The organism is Corallococcus sp. AB030, from assembly GCF_003668965.1.
In the GTDB taxonomy this organism is placed as follows: domain Bacteria; phylum Myxococcota; class Myxococcia; order Myxococcales; family Myxococcaceae; genus Corallococcus; species Corallococcus exiguus.
Window position 1 is genome coordinate 34478 of sequence record NZ_RAWQ01000036.1, and the last position, 21990, is coordinate 56467.

16 protein-coding genes are annotated in these 21990 nt (G+C 70.5%); 5 read left to right on the forward strand and 11 right to left on the reverse strand.

Going from position 1 to position 21990, the window contains the following annotated elements:
• Nucleotides 1-37: 37 nt before the first annotated feature.
• A complete protein-coding gene (aceB, locus tag D7Y15_RS12065; protein WP_121752642.1) occupies nt 38-1660 on the reverse strand; it encodes a malate synthase A in 1623 nt (540 codons plus the stop codon).
• Nucleotides 1661-1935: 275 nt separating this feature from the next.
• Between aceB and D7Y15_RS12070 the strand changes: the two genes are divergently transcribed.
• A complete protein-coding gene (locus tag D7Y15_RS12070; RefSeq protein WP_120575294.1) occupies nt 1936-2295 on the forward strand; it encodes a PspC domain-containing protein in 360 nt (119 codons plus the stop codon).
• 31 nt (nt 2296-2326) lie between these two features.
• Here the strand turns inward: D7Y15_RS12070 and D7Y15_RS12075 are convergent, their stop codons facing one another.
• A complete protein-coding gene (locus tag D7Y15_RS12075) occupies nt 2327-4234 on the reverse strand; it encodes a methyl-accepting chemotaxis protein (RefSeq protein ID WP_121752643.1) in 1908 nt (635 codons plus the stop codon).
• Nucleotides 4235-4271: 37 nt separating this feature from the next.
• Entirely contained in the window at nt 4272-4823 is a 552-nt protein-coding gene (locus D7Y15_RS12080; RefSeq protein ID WP_121752644.1) for a PDC sensor domain-containing protein, read from the reverse strand.
• A 257-nt stretch (nt 4824-5080) separates the two neighbouring features.
• On the opposite strand from D7Y15_RS12080, the gene D7Y15_RS12085 reads away from it, so the two are divergent.
• A complete protein-coding gene (locus D7Y15_RS12085; RefSeq protein ID WP_233604907.1) occupies nt 5081-5623 on the forward strand; it encodes a Uma2 family endonuclease in 543 nt (180 codons plus the stop codon).
• A gap of 4 nt (nt 5624-5627) precedes the next feature.
• Here D7Y15_RS12085 and D7Y15_RS12090 read toward each other — a convergent pair whose 3' ends face one another.
• A complete protein-coding gene (locus D7Y15_RS12090; RefSeq protein ID WP_233604908.1) occupies nt 5628-6107 on the reverse strand; it encodes an MOSC domain-containing protein in 480 nt (159 codons plus the stop codon).
• Between the two features lie 99 nt (nt 6108-6206).
• Here D7Y15_RS12090 and fumC point away from each other — a divergent pair, with 99 nt between their 5' ends.
• Nucleotides 6207-7604, forward strand: a complete 1398-nt coding sequence (fumC, locus tag D7Y15_RS12095) for a class II fumarate hydratase (RefSeq protein WP_120575290.1) — start codon at nt 6207-6209, stop codon at nt 7602-7604.
• Between the two features lie 10 nt (nt 7605-7614).
• Here fumC and D7Y15_RS12100 read toward each other — a convergent pair whose 3' ends face one another.
• Nucleotides 7615-10350: a hypothetical protein gene (locus tag D7Y15_RS12100; RefSeq protein ID WP_121752646.1), complete on the reverse strand. Its 2736-nt coding sequence runs from the start codon at nt 10348-10350 to the stop codon at nt 7615-7617.
• 250 nt (nt 10351-10600) lie between these two features.
• On the reverse strand, nt 10601-13468 hold the full coding sequence (locus tag D7Y15_RS12105; RefSeq protein WP_158629041.1) for an ELWxxDGT repeat protein: 2868 nt from the start codon (nt 13466-13468) through the stop codon (nt 10601-10603).
• Between the two features lie 184 nt (nt 13469-13652).
• On the opposite strand from D7Y15_RS12105, the gene clpP reads away from it, so the two are divergent.
• Both clpP and D7Y15_RS12115 read left to right on the forward strand, forming a co-directional pair.
• Nucleotides 13653-14252 (forward strand): ATP-dependent Clp endopeptidase proteolytic subunit ClpP, encoded by a 600-nt coding sequence (clpP, locus tag D7Y15_RS12110; protein ID WP_014399808.1) that lies wholly within the window; start codon nt 13653-13655, stop codon nt 14250-14252.
• Nucleotides 14253-14464: 212 nt separating this feature from the next.
• Nucleotides 14465-14785 carry a hypothetical protein gene (locus D7Y15_RS12115; protein WP_233596712.1) on the forward strand — a complete coding sequence of 107 codons (321 nt, stop codon included), beginning with the start codon at nt 14465-14467 and terminating at the stop codon, nt 14783-14785.
• Nucleotides 14786-14788: 3 nt separating this feature from the next.
• Here D7Y15_RS12115 and D7Y15_RS12120 read toward each other — a convergent pair whose 3' ends face one another.
• The 5 genes from D7Y15_RS12120 to D7Y15_RS12140 form a co-directional block, all read right to left on the reverse strand.
• The gene (locus D7Y15_RS12120) at nt 14789-16699 is read right to left on the reverse strand and encodes a bifunctional UDP-sugar hydrolase/5'-nucleotidase (protein WP_121752648.1); all 1911 of its coding nucleotides are present in this window, start codon (nt 16697-16699) and stop codon (nt 14789-14791) included.
• Between the two features lie 144 nt (nt 16700-16843).
• Nucleotides 16844-17293 carry a DUF3293 domain-containing protein gene (locus D7Y15_RS12125; RefSeq protein ID WP_121752649.1) on the reverse strand — a complete coding sequence of 150 codons (450 nt, stop codon included), beginning with the start codon at nt 17291-17293 and terminating at the stop codon, nt 16844-16846.
• Entirely contained in the window at nt 17286-18827 is a 1542-nt protein-coding gene (locus tag D7Y15_RS12130; RefSeq protein WP_283243194.1) for an MBL fold metallo-hydrolase, read from the reverse strand. The genes D7Y15_RS12125 and D7Y15_RS12130 overlap by 8 nt, the downstream gene beginning before the upstream one ends.
• A 135-nt stretch (nt 18828-18962) precedes the next feature.
• Complete coding sequence (locus tag D7Y15_RS12135; protein WP_121752650.1) at nt 18963-19478, reverse strand: ester cyclase; 516 nt, start codon at nt 19476-19478, stop codon at nt 18963-18965.
• On the reverse strand, nt 19475-21889 hold the full coding sequence (locus tag D7Y15_RS12140) for an acyl-CoA dehydrogenase (RefSeq protein ID WP_121752651.1): 2415 nt from the start codon (nt 21887-21889) through the stop codon (nt 19475-19477). The genes D7Y15_RS12135 and D7Y15_RS12140 overlap by 4 nt, the downstream gene beginning before the upstream one ends.
• Between the last annotated feature and the right edge of the window lie 101 nt (nt 21890-21990).

Here is a 21990-nt window from a genome sequence, read left to right on the forward strand (position 1 = left end):
GGGTTGAAAAGACTTCGGTGCTGCGTCTGGAAAAGCGTCAGGACCGCGGGTCGAGGGCCTCGTAGGCCGGCAGCGTGAGGAAGTCCTCGAAGGCGGGCGCGGTGGACAGCTGCTCGAAGAGGGCGCGGGACTTCTCCATGTGCGCCTGGCCGTAGCGCTCGGTGGCGCCCTCGCGGTCCATGCGCGCCATCTCCTCCGCGAGCAGCTTGCCGAACAGCTCCGGCGTCACCTGGCGGCCGTCCTCCAGCGTGGCCTCGTGGTGGATCCACTGCCACACCTGGGCGCGGGAGATTTCCGCCGTGGCCGCGTCCTCCATCAGGTTGTAGAGCGGCACGCAGCCCAGGCCGCCCAGCCACGCGGCGGTGTACTGGATGCCCACGCGGATGTTGTGGCGCAGGCCCTCTTCGGTACGCGTGCCGGAGGGCAGCTTGAGCAGGTCCGCTTCGGTGATGCGCACGTCCTCGCGCTTGTTGGCCACCTGGTTGGGGCCCTGCATCTGCGCGTCGAAGATCTCCTTCGCCAACGGGACGAGACCGGGGTGCGCGACCCAGGTGCCGTCGTGGCCGTTCTTCGCCTCACGCAGCTTGTCCGCGCGGACCTTGGCCATCACCGCGTCGTTGGCGGCGGCGTCTCCCTTGATGGGGATGAAGGCGGCCATGCCGCCCATGGCGTGCGCACCCCGGCGGTGACAGGTCTGGATGAGCAGCTGCGAGTAGGCGTTGAGGAAGCCCTTGTCCATGGTCACCTGCCCGCGGTCGGGCAGCACCACGGACGCGTCCGACTGGAGCGTCTTGATGAAGCTGAAGATGTAGTCCCAGCGGCCGCAGTTGAGGCCGGCCGAGTGCTCGCGCAGCTCGTAGAGGATTTCGTCCATCTCGAACGCGGCGGGCAGCGTCTCGATGAGGACCGTGGCCTTGATGGTGCCGCGCGGGATGTCCAGCTCGCTCTGGGCCAGGTGGAACACGTCGTTCCACAGCCGGGCCTCCAGGTGGCTCTGCATCTTGGGCAGGTAGAAGTAGGGGCCCGTGCCGCGCTTCAGCTGCTCGCGCGCGTTGTGGAAGAAGAACAGGCCGAAGTCGAAGAGCGAGCCGGAGATGGGCTTGCCGTCGATGCGCACGTGGCGCTCCGGCAGGTGCCAGCCGCGCGGGCGCACGAACAGCACGGCGTGCTTCTCATTCAGCGCGTAGTGCTTCCCGTTCTCCGCGGAGAAGGAGATGGACTTGCGCACGGCGTCGCGCAGGTTCAGCTGGCCGCGCACCACGTTGTCCCAGGTGGGGCTGTTGGCGTCCTCGAAGTCCGCCATGAAGACGCTGGCGCCGGAGTTGAGCGCGTTGATGATCATCTTGCGGTCCACCGGACCGGTGATTTCCACGCGCCGGTCCTGCAGGTCCGCGGGCACCGGGGACACGGTCCAGTCGCCCTTGCGGATGTCCGCCGTCTCCGGGAGGAAGTGTGGGCGCTCGCCCTTGCGCCAGTCCTGCGCCACCTTCTTGCGCCGCTCCAGCAGTGCTTCCCGCCGTTCACCGAAAGTGCGGACCAGCTTCGCCACGAAGGCCATGGCCTCCTGCGTCAGCACCTCCGCGTAATCCGGGTGCCAGTCGCCCTCCACGGTCACGCCGGGGCCGAAGGCCGGGGGATTCTGGGAGGTGCGCGCGTCCATGTTGGCTCCTGACGAGATGCGTTGTAAAAGCGGTCCAACGGGCTGAAAGATGTCCCCGCCATCTAGGGAAGGGAAGCCTTGGTGAATTAGAAGCTGCTTGCCTGTAAGGCTGTCAACATCGCCTGTATTAAATTTGTAAATCCACTGACGCAGCCGGCCAGAAACCCCCGGAATCACGACATCGGAGGGGCGGGTGCAATCACGGGCGGTGGGTTCCGTAGGTAGGTATGGGACCCCCATCGTGCCAAGCGGGGGCCTGACTGGGAGGTCACCTCATGGACGTCACGACACGCTGCAGGGCCTGTTCGAAGGAGCTGTCCGGCGAGGCGCAGCGCTGCCCGCACTGCCGTGCGCGCACGGTGCCCATGCACCGGGGCGAGGGGCGGGCGCTGCTGGGCGTCTGCGCGTCGCTGGCGCGCGAGCTGGGCGTGGACGTTTCGCTGGTGCGGGTGGCGTTCGTGCTGATGCTGTTCGCGTCCGCGGGGATGAGCGCCGCGCTCTACCTGCTGCTCTGGGCGTTCATCCCGGCGAAGGCGTTTGGCCGGGCCCCGCTGCAGGGGACGCTGGACTGGGTGTCCAAGGTCGCGAACACGCCGGTGGACGACGACACGCCCCGCTGGGAGAAGCGCGTCTGACGTGGCTGCCGTGCCCTGGCGCGTTTCGCTGCTAGACGCGCCAGACGCCGGCCACGGACTCCATGCGCTCGGCCACGCCGCGCAGGGCGTGCGTCATGCGCTGGGTGCCGTGCATGGCCTGGAGGGTGTCGTCCATCATCCGGGACAGGTCCGTGACGGCGGCGAAAATCTGCGCGATGCCGGCGTTCTGCTGGATGACGGCGGCGGCGATCTGCTGGGCCGCGGACGCGTTGTCCTGGATGATGTCCGTCAGCGCACGCAGGCTCTGACCGCTCTCGCGCACCTGGGCCAGGCCCGCCTCGGAGCGGCGCTGGCCCTCTTCTGACAGCGCCACGGTGTCGTGGATGCCGCCGCGGATGGCGTCCAGGATGTCGCGCACCCGGCCGGTGGCCTGGATGGACTGGTCCGCGAGGCTGCGGATTTCGCGCGCCACCACGCCAAAGCCCTTGCCGTGCTCGCCGGAGCGCGACGCTTCGATGGCCGCGTTGAGGGCGAGCATGTTGGACTGGTCCGCCAGGTCCTTCACCGTCTGGGTGATGCCGCCAATCTGGCGCGTGCGCTCGTTGAGGGAGGAGATGCCTTCCGCCAGGCGCGCGCCGTGGTCGCGCAGCTGTTCGAAGCCGTCCAGGCTGGCGCCGAGCGCCGTCTGTCCGGCGCCGCCGGCTTCACGCGCCCGCGCCACCAACGCGAGCACGGCCTGCGAGCGCTCCGCGGCCAGCTGCGAGGTCTGTTGAATCTCCTTCGCGGTGACCTGCGTCTCGTGGATGGCGGTGCCCTGCCGGGTGAGGTTGCGCTCCTGCTGCTCGGTGGCTTCAGTGAGCTCGCTCACCGTCTGCCCCAGGACGCGGGTGGCCTGCTGGAGGCTGGTGGTGGACTCGCGCAGGTGGTCCATCATCCGGGAGAAGGCGGAGGCCAGCTCGCCCACTTCGTCCTGGTGGCCGTGGGCTTCCACCTTCTGGGTGAGGTCGCCCTCGCGCACCACGCGGGACACCAGCGCGCTCAGCGTGGCGATGGGCCGCGTCACCCCGCGCGCCAGGGCCCAGGCGGCCAGGACGGCCACCCCCAGGAGCGCGCTCCCCGCGAGCAGGCTGAGCTGCAGGAAGCGCCGCAGAGGCAGGAAGGCCTCGTCCGACTCCATCGCCGCCATGAAGCGCCAGTCCTGGCCGGCGGCGAAGCGGTGGGTGGTGCCGTTGTGGACCTCGGCCCGCACGGGGTTCATGAGGTTCGGCGTGCCTTCCGCGCGGGCGCTGAAGAGGCTGGCGCCGTCCGGGGCGAGGACCTCTAGGGTGAAGCTCTTCTGGCCCCGGTCCTGGGCCCGCTGGAGCGCACCCTCGACCACCTTCTCCACCTGGCCCCAGTCATACGCGGCCAGCAGCACACCCACCCTGGCTCCGGAGATGGGGCTGAGCACGGGCATGGCCAGGGGCATCACGGTGCGGTCGAGGAAGGGGTCCTTCTTCGTGAGGGCGCCCGTGAGGACGGCGGGGTCCAGCCGGTCCTCCAGCGCGGTCTGGAACCAGGGCGCGGCGCGCACCTCCTGTTCGCGGCCGGCGAAGGCCTGGAGCAGCTCCGGCCGGCTCACGGAGACGGCGCGCCCGTCGGGGGTGAACAGCACCAGTCCGGCGAAGCTGGTGTGCCGGCTGTTCAGCGAGGCGAGCACCGCGTCGCTCTTGGCGTAGGTGTCGAAGAGGAGCGCGCCGCGCACGATGGCGTCCTCGGTCCACGCGCGGGCGTTCGCTTCGCGCTCGTGCAGCGAGGCTTCGATGAGGTCCTGCAGGCCGTCCGCTTCCACCTGGAGGACGCCGTGCACCTGCTGCTCCAGGTTGCGCCGGATGGTGTGGACGCCAGCACCGACGGCGGGGACGAGAGCCGCGACGAGCAGCAGGCAGATCCACAGCGTGAGGCGGCCCCGCAACTTCAATCCGGACAGCAGTCGCATGCAGGAGAATCCAGGTTGGGAACGGGACCGGTCGGTGTCACAGGTCGAGCAGGGACAGGCCCACGGTGAGCGCGCCGATGACCTGGGCGCCATCGCGGACGGGGAGGGACACCTGGATGACGTAGGCCTGGGTGGACTCGTCGAAGAAGGGGGCTTCCCTCAGCGCGGGGCCGCCGCGGCCCTGGGCGTAGGTGAGGCGCCACTTGTCCTCGTCGCCCTGCCAGTAGTCGGACGTGCGCCGGCTGGCGCAGACGAGCGCGCCTTGATCATCCATGGCGAAGGCCTCCGCCATCGCCGGGCCCAGGCGCTCCCGCAGGCGGCGGAGCGCGCCCGTGCAGGGGCCGTCCAGCACGCGCTGCTTGTGGGGCGTGAGGCCCGGGGTCGCCATCCATTCCGAGTCCAGCTGCTGGATGGTGGCAAGCGGCGTGCGGTGAGCGTTCTGGGCGCGGAGGGCGCGCACCACTTCCGGGTCCTCCGCCAGACGCCGCAGGTGGGGCATCACGCCATCCACCTTCTGGAGCTGCGCGACGCCGTCCGGAGGCAGGTGCCCCCAGGCCGCCAGCGCCAAACCCAGCCAATGAATGGACATGCAGGCATCCCCAGGAGCCGTGAGAACGATTGAGAAAAGTGTGTCACGGACTCAATGGCGCCGTCACCCCGGGTATGTGTGAATTTTTTAATTCAAACTAAGCTTGTTTTCATCGGGTTCAGGGCAGGCAGCACTGCACGGGCCTGTCTTCCTGCCTCCCCGTTCGGGTGTGGGTCGGCCCTGGCTTGAGGATGTCAGGGGTAGGGGGCATCCTTGCGCGCATGGGCGATGGAAACGGGAGTGGGAAGGGGAAGTCGGTGTCGTACGCCGTCCTGGAGGACGTGCCGCCGACGAAGGTGGGGGAGATCATCGAAGGCGAGCTGGTCGTCAGTCCCAGGCCGGCGTCTCCCCACGCGAGGGCGGCGACGAAGCTCGGAGGGTGGCTGGATGGGCCGTTCGACGAGGGCAGCAATGGGCCCGGTGGATGGGTCATCCTGTATGAACCGGAGCTGCGCTTCGCGGGAACGGGGGATGCGCTGGTGCCAGACCTCGCGGGATGGCGCCGCGAGCGGATGCCTCGCATTCCAAACACGCCTGTCTTCTCCCTGGCTCCTGATTGGATTGGCGAGGTGTTGTCACCGTCCACCTACCGGTGGGACCGGGGTCCGAAGATGCGCGTCTATGCACGCGCGGGCGTGGAGTGGCTGTGGTTCATCGACCCGCTGGCGATGGGGTTGGAGATCCACCGCCTCCAGGACGGGCAGTGGCGCCTGCACGGGGTGCATCTGGGCAGTGGAACCGTGAATGCCGTTCCCTTCGACGCGGTGCCCTTGAGTCTGGGCCGACTCTGGAGCCGGTGACGGCTCAGGGCAGCTTGGGCCGGATGATGCGCGGGGCGTCCGGGTTCACGTCCAGCAAGCGCACGGTGTCGCCTTCATGCACGGTGCCTGCCTTCTGCACTCGAGCGAGCTGACCCCTGCGGCCCCAGCTGTCCTTCAGCAATCCGGGGCGCAGGGCGTCCAGCTTCCAGCAGGGCACGCAGGGTTCAGTCAGCTCCACCACGACATCTGCTCCCAGCGCCAGGCGCTGTCCCGGGGGCAGCGCGTCCAGGGGCAGCCCTTCCACCAGCACGTTCTCCTTGAGCGCGCCTTCGGGCACGTCCAGCGCCGCGCGCTGCGCTTCGTCCAGGAGCAGGAGCTGACGCTTGTGGCCCACCGCCCTGCGCTGGTGGCGGTCGCCCTCGAAGCCGTGCTGCTCCACGGCCCGCGCCTCCGGGACGCGGCGCATGGGCGTGCCTCGCTCCTGGGCCAGGAAGAGGGCTCGGATGGTGCCCGCGGTGCTCACGAAGTGACACTCATGCCAGGGTCGTCACTCTGCCCTGCCGTGACGGTCCGGCGGTGTTAATCGCGCGGGACATCGTTCCTTTTGCGCGGAGGCCGCACCGTGAGCACGAAGAATGTTCGCATCGAGAAGGACACCTTTGGTCCCATCGAAGTCCCTGCCGACCGGCTCTGGGGCGCGCAGACCCAGCGCAGCCGCCAGAACTTCGCCATCTCTTCCGAGCGCATGCCGACGGCGCTCGTGCACGCGCTGGTGCTGGTGAAGAAGGCCGCCGCGCTCGTGAACCAGGAGAACGGCTCCCTCTCCAAGGAGAAGGCCCAGTCCATCGTGAAGGCCGCGGATGAAGTGCTCGCCGGCCAGCACGACGAGGAGTTCCCCCTGTTGGTGTGGCAGACGGGCAGCGGCACCCAGACGAACATGAACTGCAACGAGGTGCTGGCCAACCGCGCCTCGGAGCTCTTGGGCGGCGAGCGCGGCGAAGGCCGCAAGGTCCACGCCAACGACGACGTCAACAAGGGCCAGAGCTCCAACGACGTGTTCCCCACCGCGATGAACGTGGCCGCCGTGGAGGCCGTGGTGAAGCACGTGCTGCCGGAGTTGGTCGCCCTGCGCGACGTGCTCGCCCAGAAGTCCCAGGCGTTCCAGTCCATCGTGAAGATTGGCCGCACGCACCTGCAGGACGCGACCCCGCTCACCCTGGGCCAGGAGTTCAGCGGCTACGTGGCGCAGCTGGACCGCGCGAAGGGCCACATCGAGTCCGCGCTGCCGCACATGCTGGAGCTGGCGCTGGGCGGCACCGCCGTGGGCACCGGCCTCAACGCGCCCCCGGGCTACGCCGAGCGCGTGGCGGCGGAAATCGCGAAGCTCACCGGCCACGCCTTCGTCACCGCGCCCAACAAGTTCGAGGCGCTGGCCGCCAACGACGCGCTGGTGCAGGGACACGGCGCGCTCAAGGGCCTGGCGGCGGTGCTGTTCAAGGTGGCCAATGACATCCGCTGGCTGTCTTCGGGGCCACGCTCGGGCATTGGTGAAATCAACATCCCGGAGAACGAGCCGGGCAGCTCCATCATGCCGGGCAAGGTGAACCCCACGCAGAGCGAGGCGCTCACCATGCTGTCCGCCCAGGTGATGGGCAACGACGTGGCCATCTCCCTGGGCGGCGCGTCCGGCAACTTCGAGCTCAACGTCTTCAAGCCGCTCATCATCCAGAACTTCCTGCAGAGCTGCCGCCTGCTCGCGGACGGCATGCGCAGCTTCCGTCTGAACTGCGCGGTGGGCATCGAGCCCAACCTCCCGCGCCTCCAGGAGAACCTCCAGCGCAGCCTGATGCTCGTCACCGCGCTCAACCCGCACATCGGCTACGACAACGCGGCGAAGATCGCCAAGACGGCCCACAAGCAGGGCAAGACGCTGAAGGAGGTGGCGGTGGAGCTGGGGCTCGTCACCGCCGAGCAGTTCGACCAGTGGGTCCGGCCGGAGAAGATGACCGGGAACCTCTAGTCCCTTCGCCTTACGGCATGGGCAGGGCCCACAGCTCCCGGCCTTCGGTGGGCGTCCAGGCCGGGAAGTAGACGCGGTCACCGGAGGGCACCATGGGCCAACCGGGTGCGGAGGACTGGAGCCCCGGCGCGATGTCCGCGGCGCGCACCGTGCCCCCGGGCGTGCCGTCCGTCCTCCAAAGCTCCAGGCCGGAGGTGCCGTCCGACGCGGCGAAGAGGAAGGGGCCTCCGGGCCTGCTCCGCACGAGCGGGCCCGGCGTGGCCACCGCGCTCATCCCCGCCCGCGCCTGCATCAGCAGCGTGGGGGCGCCTCCCGGCTCCGCGCGCCACAGGGCGTAGCCGTTCGTGGGGGTCGCGGCCCAGAAGAGCAGGTGGCCGTCCTGCACCGTCAGGTGGTTGGGCCACAGGGGCGTGCCTTCCGGCCCGAACGTGCCCGTCATCGCGTTCATGACCTGTCCGTCCGTCCGGCACAGCTGGGGCACGCCCTGGCCGAAGCCGCAGGGGAAATAGAACGCGTCCCCCAGGGCCACGCCGGGATCCGCCGGGGTCGGCTGGGCGCCGGGCATGGCGCCCACGGGCACCGTGCCCTCGGGCGTGCCGTCGCTCTTCCAGAGCACTAGCGTCTCGCTGCCCTGCCCGGTCCAGAAGAAGAGGCGGTCACCCATGGCGGCACCTCCGAAGATGAGCGAAGTGAACTCCGGGGCCGTGAGCCGCACGGTGCCCGCTTCGGTGCCGTCGCTGGTCCACAGTTCCGCGCGACTCATGCTCGTGCTCACCGAGAAGAAGAGCCGCGAGCCCACGGGCATGAAGTTCGTCGCGAAGTAGGGCGCGAGGCCGGCCTTCAGCCGCACGGTGCCCGCCTCGGTGCCGTCCGTCTTCCACAGCTCGTCCGGGCTGCCACCGTCCTTCCCGGCGACCATGAAGTACGCCTGGCGTCCCACCTTGACGGGGTGGGAGGTGAACAGCAGCGGATCCGTCGCCGTGACCCATCGGCCCAGCGAGGTCACGAGCCGCGTGGCGTTCCCGGACGCCGGGTCGTAGCTCCAGAGGGAGTAGGGCACCTGGAGCTCCGGGGACATGGCGGCGAACAGGAGTTGCCCGTTCACGACGGTGAGCATCTCCGGTGACAGCGGCACGTGGTTGAACTCGCCCGCGACGGGAGTCTTCGCCTGGACCGTTCCCGCCGCCGTGCCATCGCTCTTCCACAGCCGCCAGGTGTCCATCCGGGTGGGGTCGCGCTGGGTGAAGTACAGCGTGCCTCCCAGGTCCACCGCTTCCGTGGCTCCCTCCCAGGAATCCGCGGGCAGGGGAGATGGCGGCACGACCTGGGTCGCGGGGCCTGTCATGCCATTGTGCGTCCAGAGCCCGTCCTCCAGGCTGCTGAGATAGAGGACGCCTCGCGCCGGTATCTCCAGGCTCATGGGCACGGAGAGCGGCCCCGACACGGCCGTCGCCCCGGCGGTGGTCGCTCCCACGCGCCACAGCCGGAGCGACGTGTCCGCCTGAGTGGTGGCGAGGAAGAACAGGGCGTCCACGGTGGCGACCATCCGTCCCCCGGTGGGCTGCGGCGTCTGCTGTGCGCCGTCGTCCCAGACGTTCACGCGCGTCGTGTTCTCCTCGGCCCCGAGGGTGCGGAACAGGCGCGTCCCGACCTCCGTGCGCGCGGTGAAGTAGACGTAGAAGCCCTGGCGCGTGAACGTGGTGGGGTGGGAGCCCGCGGTGCCGGGGATCAGGTCGGCGATGAGGGCGGTGCCCTGCGTCGTGCCATCCGTCCGCCAGGGCTCGCTGCCGGTCAGCGGATCCTCTCCGCTGAAGAACGCCATGCCGTCCCGCACGAAGAAGCTGTCCTGGTCGCGGTCCGGGGCGATGTCCGCGAACGGGACGGTGCCCTCCTCCGTTCCGTCCGAGTGCCAGAGGACCCTCCTGCCAAGGCCTCCCAGGGCCTGCGCCCAGAAGATCACCTGGCCGCCCAGCGTCGTGAGCCGCCGGGGAGTCTCTACGTTCCCATAGGGGGGCAGGAGCGCCAGCCGCCGCGTCCCCTCCATCGTTCCGTCCGCCCTCACCAGCTGCCAGCCCCCAACGGAGGTCCGGGCGGTGACCAGCACCGCGTTGCCCAACGTCGCGGCGCTCGAGTCCTTCAGGGAGAGGCGGGCGTCGGGTGGTAGCGCCACCTTCCGGCTGCCCCCGGGCGTGCCGTCGCTGAACCAGAGCGACGCCGCGTCCTCGCCGGAGTCCGTGAAGTCCGGCGCGGACAGGTAGACGCCGCCGCTCGCGGTGACGAGGAAGCCCGGGCGGTGGGGCAGCGCCAGCAACAGGGTGGTGCTCTCAGAGGTTCCCCGGGTGCGGAACAGCGCGAAGGTGTCCGCGCCTCGGGGAATCACGGTGTCGGAGGCGTAGGTCGTCCGGGCCACGAAGTAGATGCTGCCGTCGTCCGCACGCGTGAAGGTGTCCGGCTCGGAGCCCGGGAGCCCGGGCAGCAGGTCCACCATCATCGCGGTCCCCTGCGCGGAGCCGTCCGTCGTCCAGAGCTCGCGGCCGTGGACGCCGTCGTCCTGGGTGAACAGGAGGGTGGTGCCCAGGTCCATCAGGTCGCGGGGCGCGCTCGTCCTCTTTCCAGGACGGTCGCCCGTCTGTCCATCCCAGACGGGGTACGCGTCCCGCGGGCCTTCCGGCGTGCTCTTCCCGCCGCAGGCCATCCCCAGGGCCAGTACTCCCGCCAGCAACAGCTTCACGGACTTCAACGTCATGCATCCCCCTCTGTGCTGGGCCTGGAGTGTCCGGTCCAGCGTGGCGGGGGCAATCCCTATCAAATCCGCCGGAGCGTTTGACAGACACACTCCGGCGAATCGGTAGGCTTTCTCCGACTCCTCCGGGCTCGCGCAAACGTGAGGCAGCGCACGGTGGCGGCTTCGTGCGCGACGCAGGAGGCCCCCGGCCTGGCGCGGATGGCACGCCGGGCCGGGGGCCTCGCTTCACTTCCACGTCCGGGGTCGGGGCCTATCGCGAAGCCGGAGCCTCGGGGGCCTGGCGCGGCAGGGCCCACAGCTCGCGCCCGGACTCGGGCGTCCACGCGGAGAAGAAGAGGTGGTCACCCGCGACCGTCAGGTGCGCGGGCGCCGAGGACCGGGTCCCGGGGCCCCTGTCCACCAGCCGCTTCGTGCCCCGGGCCGTGCCGTCCGTCCTCCACAGCTCCAGGCCGGCGTCGCTGTCCGACGCGGTGAAGAGGAGCGGTCCGCCCGGGCGCAGCGACACCAGGGGACTGGGGGACGTGACGCGAACGGCGGCGTCGGGCGGTGGGGCGCTCTCCACCGGCGTCGTGCCCGCCGTCGTGCCGTCACTCTTCCACAGCGCATAGCCGTTCGAGCCATCCGACGCCCAGAACAGCAGCTGGCCGTTCTGGGCGATGAGGGACGCGGGCCCCCCGGTGGTGGGACCCTTGCTGAACTCGCGCACGACCCCGGAGCTCTGCCCGTCCGTCTTCCAGAGCTTCGGGACATTCGCGCCAAGCGACAGGAACAGCGTGTCGCCCAGCACCGCGGATTCGGAGCCGGGGACGCTGCTGAAGGGCAGCTCCGCCACGAAGCGCGTCGTCTCCGGCGTTCCCTCCGTGACCCACACCTGGTGGGTCCAGGGGTCCCCCATCAGGTGGAAGTAGACGCGCGAGCCCGCGGGCCAGATGTTCCGGATGGAATCCCAGCCGATGGTGTTCACGAAGGAGTGGACGCGCACCGTGCCCTCGCGCGTCCCGTCCGACTTCCACAGCGTGTCGTTCATCGGCGTCCAGACGTCCTGGACCGTCGTGAAGTAGAGCGTGTCCCCCACCGCCCGGAGCACGGGCGGGATGTCGCTGTAGATGCCCCGTCCGATGCGGTCCACCACGCGCAGGGTGCCTTCCACCGTGCCGTCCGTGCGCCACAGCTCCTGCAGGTCCGGGTGCTGCCCACGCACGAACCAGACGTGCTTCCCCGTGGAGACGAGCCGGGGGCCGTTGCCCCCCAGGTCTCCCACCCGCCGCGACTCACTGCCCGCGCGGTCCAACCACCAGAGCGAGGTGTGGTCGCGCCCGTCGAGGAACAGCAGGCCGCCGTTGAGCGGCGTCAGGTGCGTGGGCTCGTGCTCGGAGGTGTGCTCCACCCGCTGCGTTCCCCCGGCCGTCCCGTCCGAGCGCCACAGCGCCCGTCCGGACGGACCGGCGCCCTGGGGGACGGGCACGGTGAAGAAGAGCGTGCCGTCCACGTCCACGACCTCGGAGCTCGCGTCGAAGGAGCCCGCCTGGCTGGCGGTCAGCTGCGCCAGGGTGTCCGTCGTGCCGGGCGTCCCCCGCGTCGCGTGGAGCACGCCCTCCGCGGACGTGAAGAACATCCGGTCCCCGCCCCAGCCGGCCAGCCAGGGCAGGCCCCGCGGATCCGCGGCGCTCACTGGGAGCGTGCCACCGGCGGTGCCATCCGTGCGCCACACCTGGTTTCCCCCGGCGGTGCTGAAGGCGGAGAAGAAGACACCCGAGGGCGTGGCCTGGGGCTTCGCCTCGGCGTCCAGCCGCGCGCCCGGGGGCGTCACGCGCACGGTGCCCTCCGGAGTGCCGTCCGTCTTGAAGAGCACGGTGTCCGTCCCCTCGAGCGCGGTGAACCAGGCGCTGCCCGCGAACGTGGCGGTGAAGACGGGGTGGCTGTCGGCGGCGCCGGGCCGCAGGTCCGCGATGCGGACGGTGCCCTCGGGGGTGCCGTCCGTCTTCCACGGCTCCTGGCCCGCTTCGGCGTCCCAGCCCCGGAAGTAGACCGTGTCCCCGATGACGGTGAGGGGCTCCATCGGCTGCTCCTCCGTGGAGCTGCTCCAGCGCACGGACTTCAGGGAGACCGTCCCCTCCTGCGTCCCGTCCGTGCTCCACAGGGTGAAGGGGCCCGTCTCACTGCCGCGTGCCCAGAAGACGTAGCGGCTGCCCACCCGCGTCATGAGCGTGGGCTCCCAGGGGGCGCTCATGCCCATCACCTGGTGCGTGCCCTGGGCCGTGCCATCCGTCCGCCACAGCTGGGCGCCCCCGTCGAACAGCCGGACGATGAAGTCGAGCGTGCCGCCCTCCCAGACCGGGGCAATCGCGGTGACCCGGTCCGAGAAGCCGTACTCCCCCAGCTGCCAGGTCCCCCGGGGCGTGCCGTCCGAGCGCCACAGGCTGTACGAGTTGCTCCACCACGAGGAGCCGGCCTCGGCCTTCGCCTTGAAGATGAAGACGCCATCGCCCACGGCGACGTTCTGTGCGTGGCTGCCCAGCAGGGTCACCCGCCGGGTGCCCGCGGCGGTGCCGTCCGAGCTCCACAGCGCGTACAGGCCCGGCAGCATCCGGGCGGTGAAGTAGAGCCGGTCTCCCATGCGCACGAGGGACTCGGGGTTGGAGCCTTCGGCGCCGGGCAGCAGGTCGGTCACCATCGCCGTGCCCTCCCGCGTCCCGTCCGTGCTCCAGAGCTCCTTGCCGTGGACGCCGTCGTCCACGCTGAAGAACCAGCGGTTCCCCAGCGGGACGTACCCTTCCGTCCGCGCGGCGGGGAGCGCGGCCAGGAGCCCGGGCGTGACGTCCTTCACCAGGAACGGCGAGGCGATGACCTCCTCGACGGGCTCGGGCTCCTCTTCGACGGGGCCGGGCTCCTCTTCGACGGGGCCGGGCTCCTCCTTCACCGGCGGCGGCTGCTGCACCACCGGGCCGGGCTCCTCCTTCACCGGCGGATCGCCGGGCTGCGGGAGGGGCTCGTTCGGGCCCTCCTCGGCGGGGAGCGGCTCGGCTCCGGACGCGGGAGCCGGAGACCCGCAACCCGTGCTCGTGCCCAGTGAGAAGAGAAAGACGGCCAACGTGCTCAACGACTGCTTCCAACGCATGACATCCCCCAACAGAGACGCCGGACGCACGGACGGTGGGTGCGTGTCGGCGAGGGATGTGTTGGGGCGCTGCCCGCCGGCAACAAGGGCGGCCGCTTCACTTCGGGTCAAAGCGTGGGACAGCGCACGCTCCCGCAAGAAGGGGGGAGCGCGCGGGAAGGGGGACGATTAGGGTACGGGGGCCATGAACGTCCCCTTCGTCATTGAGACCACGCACCGCGGCGAGCGGGCGTACGACCTCTACAGCCGTCTGCTCAAGGACCGCATCATCCTCCTGGGCACGCCCATCAACGACGATGTGGCCAACCTCATCGTCGCCCAGCTGCTGTTCCTGGAGTCCGAGGACCCGGACAAGGGCATCAACCTCTACATCAACTCGCCCGGTGGCTCCGTCACGGCGGCGCTCGCGATGTATGACACGATGCAGTACGTCAAGTGCCCCGTGTCCACCATCTGCGTGGGCCAGGCGGCCTCCGCGGGCGCGCTGCTCCTGCTGGCGGGCTCCAAGGGCAAGCGCTACGCCCTGCCCAACAGCCGCATCATGATCCACCAGCCGCTGGGTGGCGCGCAGGGTCAGGCGACGGACATCGACATCCAGGCGAAGGAGATCCTCCGTCTGCGCACGTACCTCAATGGCCTGTTCGTGAAGCACACGGGCCACACCATCGAGCGCATCGAGAAGGACACCGAGCGCGACTACTTCATGAGCGCCGAGGAGGCCCGGCAGTACGGCCTCATCGACGAGGTCGTGGAGCGCGCCTCGGGCGTGCCGGCGCCCAAGTAGCTTCCATTCCAGCGGGACCGGAGGAGCAGGCCCCGTGCCGCTGCTCCGGGCAGGCATTCGATGGGTGGCGGCTTCGCAAGCCGTCCCTCGGTGCAGCTTGACGGGGGGGTGCCCAATGTTGGGGCATGCTGCCCCGCCTCCTTGCCGCTGCTCTGCTGCCTGCCTTCCTGGCGGGTGTGGGTTGTGCCACCGGTCCCACGGGCCGCCTTCCCGTGCCCCCCAGCTCCCAGCCGGTCCAGGAGGAGTTGGGGGAGCGCAATGTCGTCGACGCGGGCGCGGAGTACGCCCGGCAGAGCGGCATGGTGCTGGCGGAAGCGGGCGAGGCGGTGCGGATCCGCCCCAACTACTGGCGGGTCCGCTTCGCGCTCCCGGAGGAGGGCTCCGGGAAGTTCCTGGAGGTGGACTTCGACGAGCTGGCGCAGCGCGTGACGGGGTCGAGGCTCATCGACATCAACCCCTCCTTGCTGCCCCTCCCCAGGACCTCCCTGCCCAGCGAATCGAGCCCCGCGACGGGCGGCTCGGGCCCCCAGTGATGGCTACGGCAGCCGCGTGACGCGGTCGAGCGCCGGGGCCGGGAGCGGCGCGGCCTCCGAGCTCTTCGCGGTGAGGTAGGCCTCCAGCGCGTCCGAGTCCACCGCGCCGCCCAGCGGGTTCGTGCCCTCCGTGAGGACGGTGAAGCCGTCGCCGCCGGGGGCGAGGAAGCTGTTCACGGTGACGCGGTAGCTGGCGGCCGGGTCGATGGCCACGCCGTTGAGCTGGATGCTGGCGGGGTCGATTTTGGCGCCCGCGGGCGCGGACGCGCTGAACGCATACGTGAAGCCCGCGGAGGGGTGGAGGATGCGGGGGCTGGCGAGCTGGAACTGCTGCTCCATCAGGCGCTCAATCTGCGCGCCGGTCAGCGTCAGGGTGACCAGGCTGTTGCCGAAGGGCTGCACGGTGAAGGCCTCGCCGTAGGTGACGGCGCCCTTGTCGTTGGGGTCGGCCGGGTCGCGCAGCAGGTCCGCGCGCACGCCACCCGGGTTCATGAAGGCAATCTGGGCGCCGCCCACGGTCGCGCCCTGGGTGGCCTCCAGCTGCGCGTCCGCGATGACGAAGCCCATGGTGGACTGACCGGTGGGGTCCAGCTGGATGTTGCCGCGAATGAGCGTCTGGTCGATGTAGCCGATGACGCGGTTCTCCAGCGGCGTGGTGAGGCCCTTGTAGCGGGTGATGAGCTCCGCGACCTCCGGGTCGGGCGTCACCGTGCGGGTGACGATGACGTTCTGGGCCTGGGCCTTCACGACCTGGCCCGTGGCCGCGTCCAGCGTCAGGTCGATGTCCGTGACGAGCCGGCCCACCGACGCGGCGCTGGTGACGAGCTTGCCGCTCAGCGTGCAGTTGTAGGCCTGGTGGGTGTGGCCGCTGACGATGACGCTCACGGCCGGGTCCAGCTTCGACGCGATCTCCACGATGGGGCCGGTGATGCCCTTGCACTCGTTGTAGAGCGAGTCGACGCCGGGCGTGCCGCCCTCGTGCACGATGACGACCATGGCGTTCACGCCCTGCGCCTTGAGCTCCGGGACGAGCGCGTTGACCGTCTCCACCTCGTCCTTGAACTCCAGGCCGCGGATGCCCGTGGGGGTGACGATGTTCGGCGTGCCCTCCAGGGTCATGCCGATGAAGGCCACCTTCACGCCCTCGAAGGTGCGCACGTCGTAGCGCGGGAGGAGCGTGCTGGTGGGGCCGGTGGCGACGTTGGCCGCGAGGATCTTGAACTTCGCGCCGGTGAAGCCGGTGCCGTCCTGGCAGCCGTCCACCGGGTGGCAGCCGCCGGACTGCATGCGCAAGAGCTCCGTGCCGCCCTCGTCGAACTCGTGGTTGCCCACAGCGCTGATGTCCAGGCCGATGTCGTTCATGGCCTCGATGGTGGGCTCGTCGTGGAAGAGCGCGGAGAGCAGCGGCGTGGCGCCGATGAGGTCACCCGCGGACACCACGATGGAGTTCGGGTTCTTCGTGCGCAGGTCCGCGATGTAGCGGCCGAGGTACACGGCGCCGCCCGCGTTCACTCGGGTGGTGGTGTCCACGCCGCCATCCGCCAGCAGGGCCTGGTGAATCTGTCCGCCGGTGCCGGCCGCGGGCTCCAGCTGCCCGTGGAAGTCGTTGAAGGCGATGATCTTCACGGCGACGGTGGTGCCGCCGTCGTCGGTGCCCGCGTCGGTGTCGCCGGTGCCCGCGTCGGTGTTGTTGGCCGGGGGCGGGAAGGTGACGGCCTGGCAGACGTGGTCCACGCAGGTCCAGCCCTGGCCTTCCGGCGCGGGGTTCTGCTCCTGGCAGTCGAAGGCGTTGGTGCACTCGTTGTTGCCGCAGCCGCCGTGGAAGGCGAGCAGCAGGCCGGTGACGAAAGCGCCGGCGAGGAGGAAGACGCTGGGACGCGCGACATCACGCGTGCGGGGGACAGAAGGCTGCATATCGAGACGGCTCCTGGGACAGGGAGGCGGTGGGCCCGGCGAGGCGCGGGGACCCTGGCATCGTCTCGTGGCGTGGAGGTGAGGGACGGGTCCCGAATGCGTGTCGTCCCGTCGGATGTGACCTGCCCGACACCTGTCGCGGGCTCAGGAGTGCGCGGGCTCCCGGCACATCACCAACTCCGCGGCGCCGCCCACCGCGCCCCAGAGCACGGCCTCCTGGTCGAACAGGCGGCCGAAGCGCAGGGCTTCGTCGCGGGACAGGCCGGGGACGAAGAGGCTCTCCTCGAACCAGCGGCGGTCCTCCGCCACGCCCACGGCGGACACGCTCGGGTGGCCCCGGGCTTCGAGCAGTGCGAGCAGCCGTTGCTGGAGGCGCGCGTTGGTGCGGAGCGGACGCGCGTGCGCGCGCGGGTTCCACGCGGTGAGGAAGGCCCAGGTGGTGAAGCGGTGCGCGGTGAGCGCGGCGTCGAGCTCCGGATGCAAGGCATCCACGCGCAGCACGTGCTTGCGGTCTCCGACGAGCGGATGCGGGCGCACGACGTAGCCCGTGGCCTTGAAGGCCCCGTGCAGCGCGGCCCGCCGTACATCACTCATGCGGAATCGCGACCGCGGCTCCCGTGCCCTGTGGACTGGGGACAGGAGTGACCACCGTCGCTGGGACTGCGGGCTGCGTCCCCGCGCCTTGCGGAGCCGGCGACGGTGGAGCCGCGCTCGGCGGAGCGGCTGGCGGAGTCGCGGCGGTCGGACTCGCGCCCTGCGGAGCCGCGGGCGGCGCGGGAGGATTCACGCTCGGCGCTGCTGGTGTCTTCGGGGTCGCCTGCTTCGCGGCTTGCGGACTCACGGCCGCGGGCACCGGGAGCAACGGCAGCGCCGGGTGTCCTTCCCGCAGCTTGGGCGGAATCTGGCTGGCCACGATGGGGGCCTCCTCCGCCGTCTTCCACGGACGGTCGGGCCACCAGCGCTCCACGGGCGGCGGCGTCAGCGCGAGGAAGTCCTGCCCGGGCCGGGGCGTGGTGATGCCCACGCCGTCGTGCTTCGCGGCCGCGAGCGAGCGCTCCACCGGCTCCGTCCAGCCGTGGTACGCCAGCGTCACCAGCCCCCAGTGCACCGGCAGCATCAACCGGCCCTGCACCAGCCGGTGGGCCAGCACCGCCTGCTCCGGCCCCAGGTGCCAGTCCGGCCAGCCCGCGCCGTACTGGCCCGTTTCAATCATCGTCAAATCGAACGGCCCCAGCTTCGCGCCAATCTCCTCCATGGCGGGGAACAGGCCCGTGTCGCCGGAGTAGTAGACGCGGTGCTTGGAGCCCACCAGCGCCCAGCCCGCCCACAGCGTCTTGTTCTGCTGGAGGAACCGGCCCGACGCATGCCGCGCGGGCGTGCACACGATGTCCAGCCCCTTCACCTTCGTGCGCTCCCACCAGTCCAGCTCCACGATGCGGTTGGCCGGCACGCCCCAGTATTCCAGGTGCGCGCCCACGCCCAGCGGCACCACGAACGTGGTGTCCCAGTCCTTCATCGCGTCGATGGTGGCGAAGTCCAGGTGATCATAGTGGTCGTGGGAGATGACCACCGCGTCGATGGGCGGCAGTTCGTTCAGCGCGATGGGCGCGGGGAACCAGCGCTTCGGGCCAATCCACCCCAGCGGTGACGTGCGCTCGCCCCACACGGGGTCGGTGAGCACGCGGTGCCCGTCCACCTCCACCAGCGTGGACGAGTGCCCCAGCCAGGTGACGCGCAGTCCGTCCTCGGGCGGCGTGGCGAAGCGCTTCGGGTCGATGCGGTCCACCACCACCGGCATCCGGGGCGAGCTATCCGGGCTCGAGTGGAACAGGTCCGACAGCGTCCGCTCCCAGTTGTTCAGGATGGGCTGCGGGTTCTCGAAGCTTCCGTCCAGCCACTGCGGCGAGCGCTTCATCCGCTCCAGCCGCGCTCCTTCCGGCACCTCGCCGAACGAACGCCAGCCGTCGATGACGACGACCAGCAGGAACGCACCCAGCAGGAGCAGGCCCCATCCGAACAGGCGCAACAACCTGCCGCCCCAGGACGGCCGCTGGCCGTGGGAGGGAAAGGCCGTGCGGAAGGCCTTCTGTCGGGCCTTGTCCGCGGCCCGCATGGGTCCCGCGTTCATCCTCATCCCCGGACCCTGATGGGTCCGGTGCGTAGGTGTCAATGGGGAGACATCCCGCTACGCCCCGGTTTTTCCTGACTCCAGCGGCGTCGAGCCCGACCCGTGGCCGTTTGGCGTGTCCCGGGTCGGGACGCTTCAGGATTCGGGCGGCACGACCTTGAACCCGCGCTGGAGCAGCGGATCCAGCCGGTCCGTGAGGTCCCACGACTCCACCAGCCGGCCCTCACGCAGCCGGTACAGCGAGTCCCCGTGGAACGTGAGCGGGCGGGACTTGCCGTCCGCGGTGGGCGGGCCCTGGGTGTCCGTGCCCGTCGCGCGCCAGCGCACCATCACCCAGTCGTCCTCCGCCATCACGTGGAGCAGTTCGAACCTCAGGTCCGGGAAGAGGGTGAACCCGGCTTCCGCCTGGGTGCGCACCACCTCCGGGCCGCGGAGGTCCTGGGGGGCGCCCTCGGAGCGGTCCACGTAGTCGGCCGCGATGTACTCCGGGAGGCGCTCCAGGCGCTTCTGGTTGTAGATCTCCTCGGTGAACAGGCGGGCGCGGTCCTTGTTGGATTCGCCCATCTGACGGGCCCGTTCCGCCGGGGACACCGTCGCGCAACCGGTGAGCCCCACGAGCCCCAACACCACCCACGACGCACAGGTCCTCATGACGCGCGGGAATCTGCCGGGCCCGCACGGGCGCTGTCAGCCGCCGTGTCGTCGAACCGTTCACCGCCGGGCGCCAGCCGCCCCAGGCCGATGGGCGCCGCCAGGCAGGTGTCCGGAATCCCGAATGCGTCCACCAGCCCCACGGCATCCGGCCGCAGCTCCTCGCACAGCTTCACGCGCTCCTTGCGGATGGCCTGGGCCTTGGGGGCCGTGAGCCAGCCGTGCTCCAGGAACCAGCCGCTGGCGGACTCCAGGCAGGACAGGCCGAAGAGGTCCGCCATGCGCCCCAGCACCGGCTTGAGCGCTTCGTCCTTCACGTCCGCCACGCCGCGCAGGAACTGCTCCAGCACGATGCGCTCCACGCTCGCGTGCGCCAGGGCCAGCAGGTGCGCCTGCACCTGGTTGAAGGCCTCGAAGGCCTCCACGCCCGCGGTGAGGCGCTTGCGGATGCGCTTGGACACCGACGCGAGCAGGGCCTCCTCGCGGAAGCGCAGGGCGCGCAGCTGGAAGTCGCTGTCGCGCAGGTGGTCCGTGTCCGTGCGCCGGCCGGCGATGGGGTTGCGGTCCGTGAACACCGTGGCGGCCTGGTCCACGATGAGGCGCAGCACCGCGAAGACGCGGTCGTCCTCGAAGCGCTGGCGGTAGCCCGTGAGCAGGCCCTTGGCGACCAGCTGCATGAGCACGGTGTTGTCGCCCTCGAAGGTCGTGAACACGTCCGTGTCCGCCTTGAGTGACGCGAACCGGTTCGCGGTGAGGTAGCCCTGGCCACCGCATGCCTCGCGGCACTCCTGGATGGTGGCGGTGGCGTTCCACGACGCGTAGGCCTTGAGGCCCGCGGCGAGCGCCTCGATTTCGCGCGCGTCGTCCTCCGTGCGGTGGACGTAGCGGTCCACCAGGTACTCCAGCGCGAAGTCCACCGCGTACGCCTTGGCGACGAGCGGCAGCAGCCGCAGCTGGTGCACCTGGTGGTCCAGCAGGCGGACTTCAGGAGCGCCCTGGGGGCCGAACTGGCGGCGCAGGTCGCCGTAGCGCACGGCGATGGTCAGCGCGCTCTTGGCCGCGGACAGGGACGCGCACGCCACGCTCACGCGGCCCGCCACCAGCGCGCCCAGCATGGTGAAGAAGCGCTTGGAGTCGCCGGTGATGGAGGAGGTGTACTCGCCGGCCTCGGTCACCTGTCCGTAGCGGTCGAGCAGGTTGTCTCGCGGCACGCGCACGTGGTCGAACCACAGCCGGCCGTTGTCCACGCCGTTGAGGCCCATCTTCTCGCCGCAGTCCTCGATGCGGATGTTCGGCAGCACCTTGCCGTGCTCATCGCGCAGCGGGACGAGCAGCGCGTGCACGCCCAGCCGCTCGCCATCCACCTCCAGCTGCGCGAACACGGTGGCGATGCGCGCGTGGCGGGCGGCGTTGCCAATCCATTCCTTGCGCGCGGTCTCCGACGGCGTGTGGATGACGAACTCGCTCGTGGCCGCGTCGTAGCGGGCCACCGTCTCGCAGTCGCGCACGTTGGAGCCGTGGCCCAGTTCGCTCATCGCGAAGCAGCCGGGCAGCTCCAGCGAGGCGACCCGGGGCAGGTACTGCTGATGGTGCCGCTTGGTGCCCAGGAACAGGATGCTGGAGCCGAACAGGCCGAAGTGCACACCCGCCTTGATGACGAGGCTCAGGTCGAAGAAGGCCATCGTCTCGAACGCGGCGATGAACGCGCCCAGGTCGCCGCCGCCCTCGCGGCCCTTGGGGAAGGCGAGCTGTCCCAGGCCGTCATTGGCCAGGTGCTTGAGCCAGTCGAAGACCTGGTCGCGGTAGGCGGTGGTGCCGAGCCCTTCCTTGTAGCGGAAGTCCGCGTCCTCCAGCCAACCGCGCACCTGCTGGCGCACGTTCGCGTAGGTGCGGTCCAGCACGGCCGTCATCGCCGCCGGGTCGAAGGACGACGTGTGCGAGCGGGGCTCCGCGTGCGGGACGCGCGACGCCCTGGGCACCAGCGAGCGCACCGCCTCCTTGCCGTCCACGCCCAGGGTGGCCTCGATGGAGGCCAGGGCCTTGGCCAGCTCCGCGGGCGGGATGCTCAGGGGCGCTTCACCCGCGAGCGCCTGGGCCAGCTGCACGCCCAGCTCCGCCAGGTTCTGCTGCTGGCTGGTGGCCAGCTTCTCCGCGGTGGCGCGGATGTGTTCGCGCACGAGGGCCAGCTCGCGGGGCGGGGGCGGACGCAGCGGATCCACCCACAGGGCCAGGACGGAGCTGGACTTGAGGTCCAACCAGGGCTGGGCGCGGGCGGCGGAGCCCAGGGCGCGGAGTTCGTCGCCCGTCAGCTCGCCGTCCGTCCAGGCGACGTACAGCATGGGGACCAGCGGGGCGAGGCTGGACAGGGACAGCAGCTCCCGGGCGGAGGGGCGGGATGGGGCGTCGAGCATGCGGACTCTCCAGGCGAGGGAACGGAACCTGGGCAGTGTCGCCACGCTGAAAGGCTCCGGCAACGACGGAATGGGGTCCTGTTCACCGGCCGGGGCGGGAG

Coding starts and splice junctions, on each gene's coding strand:
- D7Y15_RS12130 (WP_283243194.1), bottom strand. CDS start 18,827: ATGAACGCGGGACCCATGCGGGCCGCGGACAAGGCCCGACAGAAGGCC.
- D7Y15_RS12125 (WP_121752649.1), bottom strand. CDS start 17,293: ATGAGTGATGTACGGCGGGCCGCGCTGCACGGGGCCTTCAAGGCCACG.
- D7Y15_RS12075 (WP_121752643.1), bottom strand. CDS start 4,234: ATGCGACTGCTGTCCGGATTGAAGTTGCGGGGCCGCCTCACGCTGTGG.
- D7Y15_RS12070 (WP_120575294.1), top strand. CDS start 1,936: ATGGACGTCACGACACGCTGCAGGGCCTGTTCGAAGGAGCTGTCCGGC.
- D7Y15_RS12140 (WP_121752651.1), bottom strand. CDS start 21,889: ATGCTCGACGCCCCATCCCGCCCCTCCGCCCGGGAGCTGCTGTCCCTG.
- D7Y15_RS12100 (WP_121752646.1), bottom strand. CDS start 10,350: ATGACGTTGAAGTCCGTGAAGCTGTTGCTGGCGGGAGTACTGGCCCTG.
- aceB (WP_121752642.1), bottom strand. CDS start 1,660: ATGGACGCGCGCACCTCCCAGAATCCCCCGGCCTTCGGCCCCGGCGTG.
- D7Y15_RS12120 (WP_121752648.1), bottom strand. CDS start 16,699: ATGCAGCCTTCTGTCCCCCGCACGCGTGATGTCGCGCGTCCCAGCGTC.
- D7Y15_RS12080 (WP_121752644.1), bottom strand. CDS start 4,823: ATGTCCATTCATTGGCTGGGTTTGGCGCTGGCGGCCTGGGGGCACCTG.
- D7Y15_RS12135 (WP_121752650.1), bottom strand. CDS start 19,478: ATGAGGACCTGTGCGTCGTGGGTGGTGTTGGGGCTCGTGGGGCTCACC.
- clpP (WP_014399808.1), top strand. CDS start 13,653: ATGAACGTCCCCTTCGTCATTGAGACCACGCACCGCGGCGAGCGGGCG.
- D7Y15_RS12105 (WP_158629041.1), bottom strand. CDS start 13,468: ATGCGTTGGAAGCAGTCGTTGAGCACGTTGGCCGTCTTTCTCTTCTCA.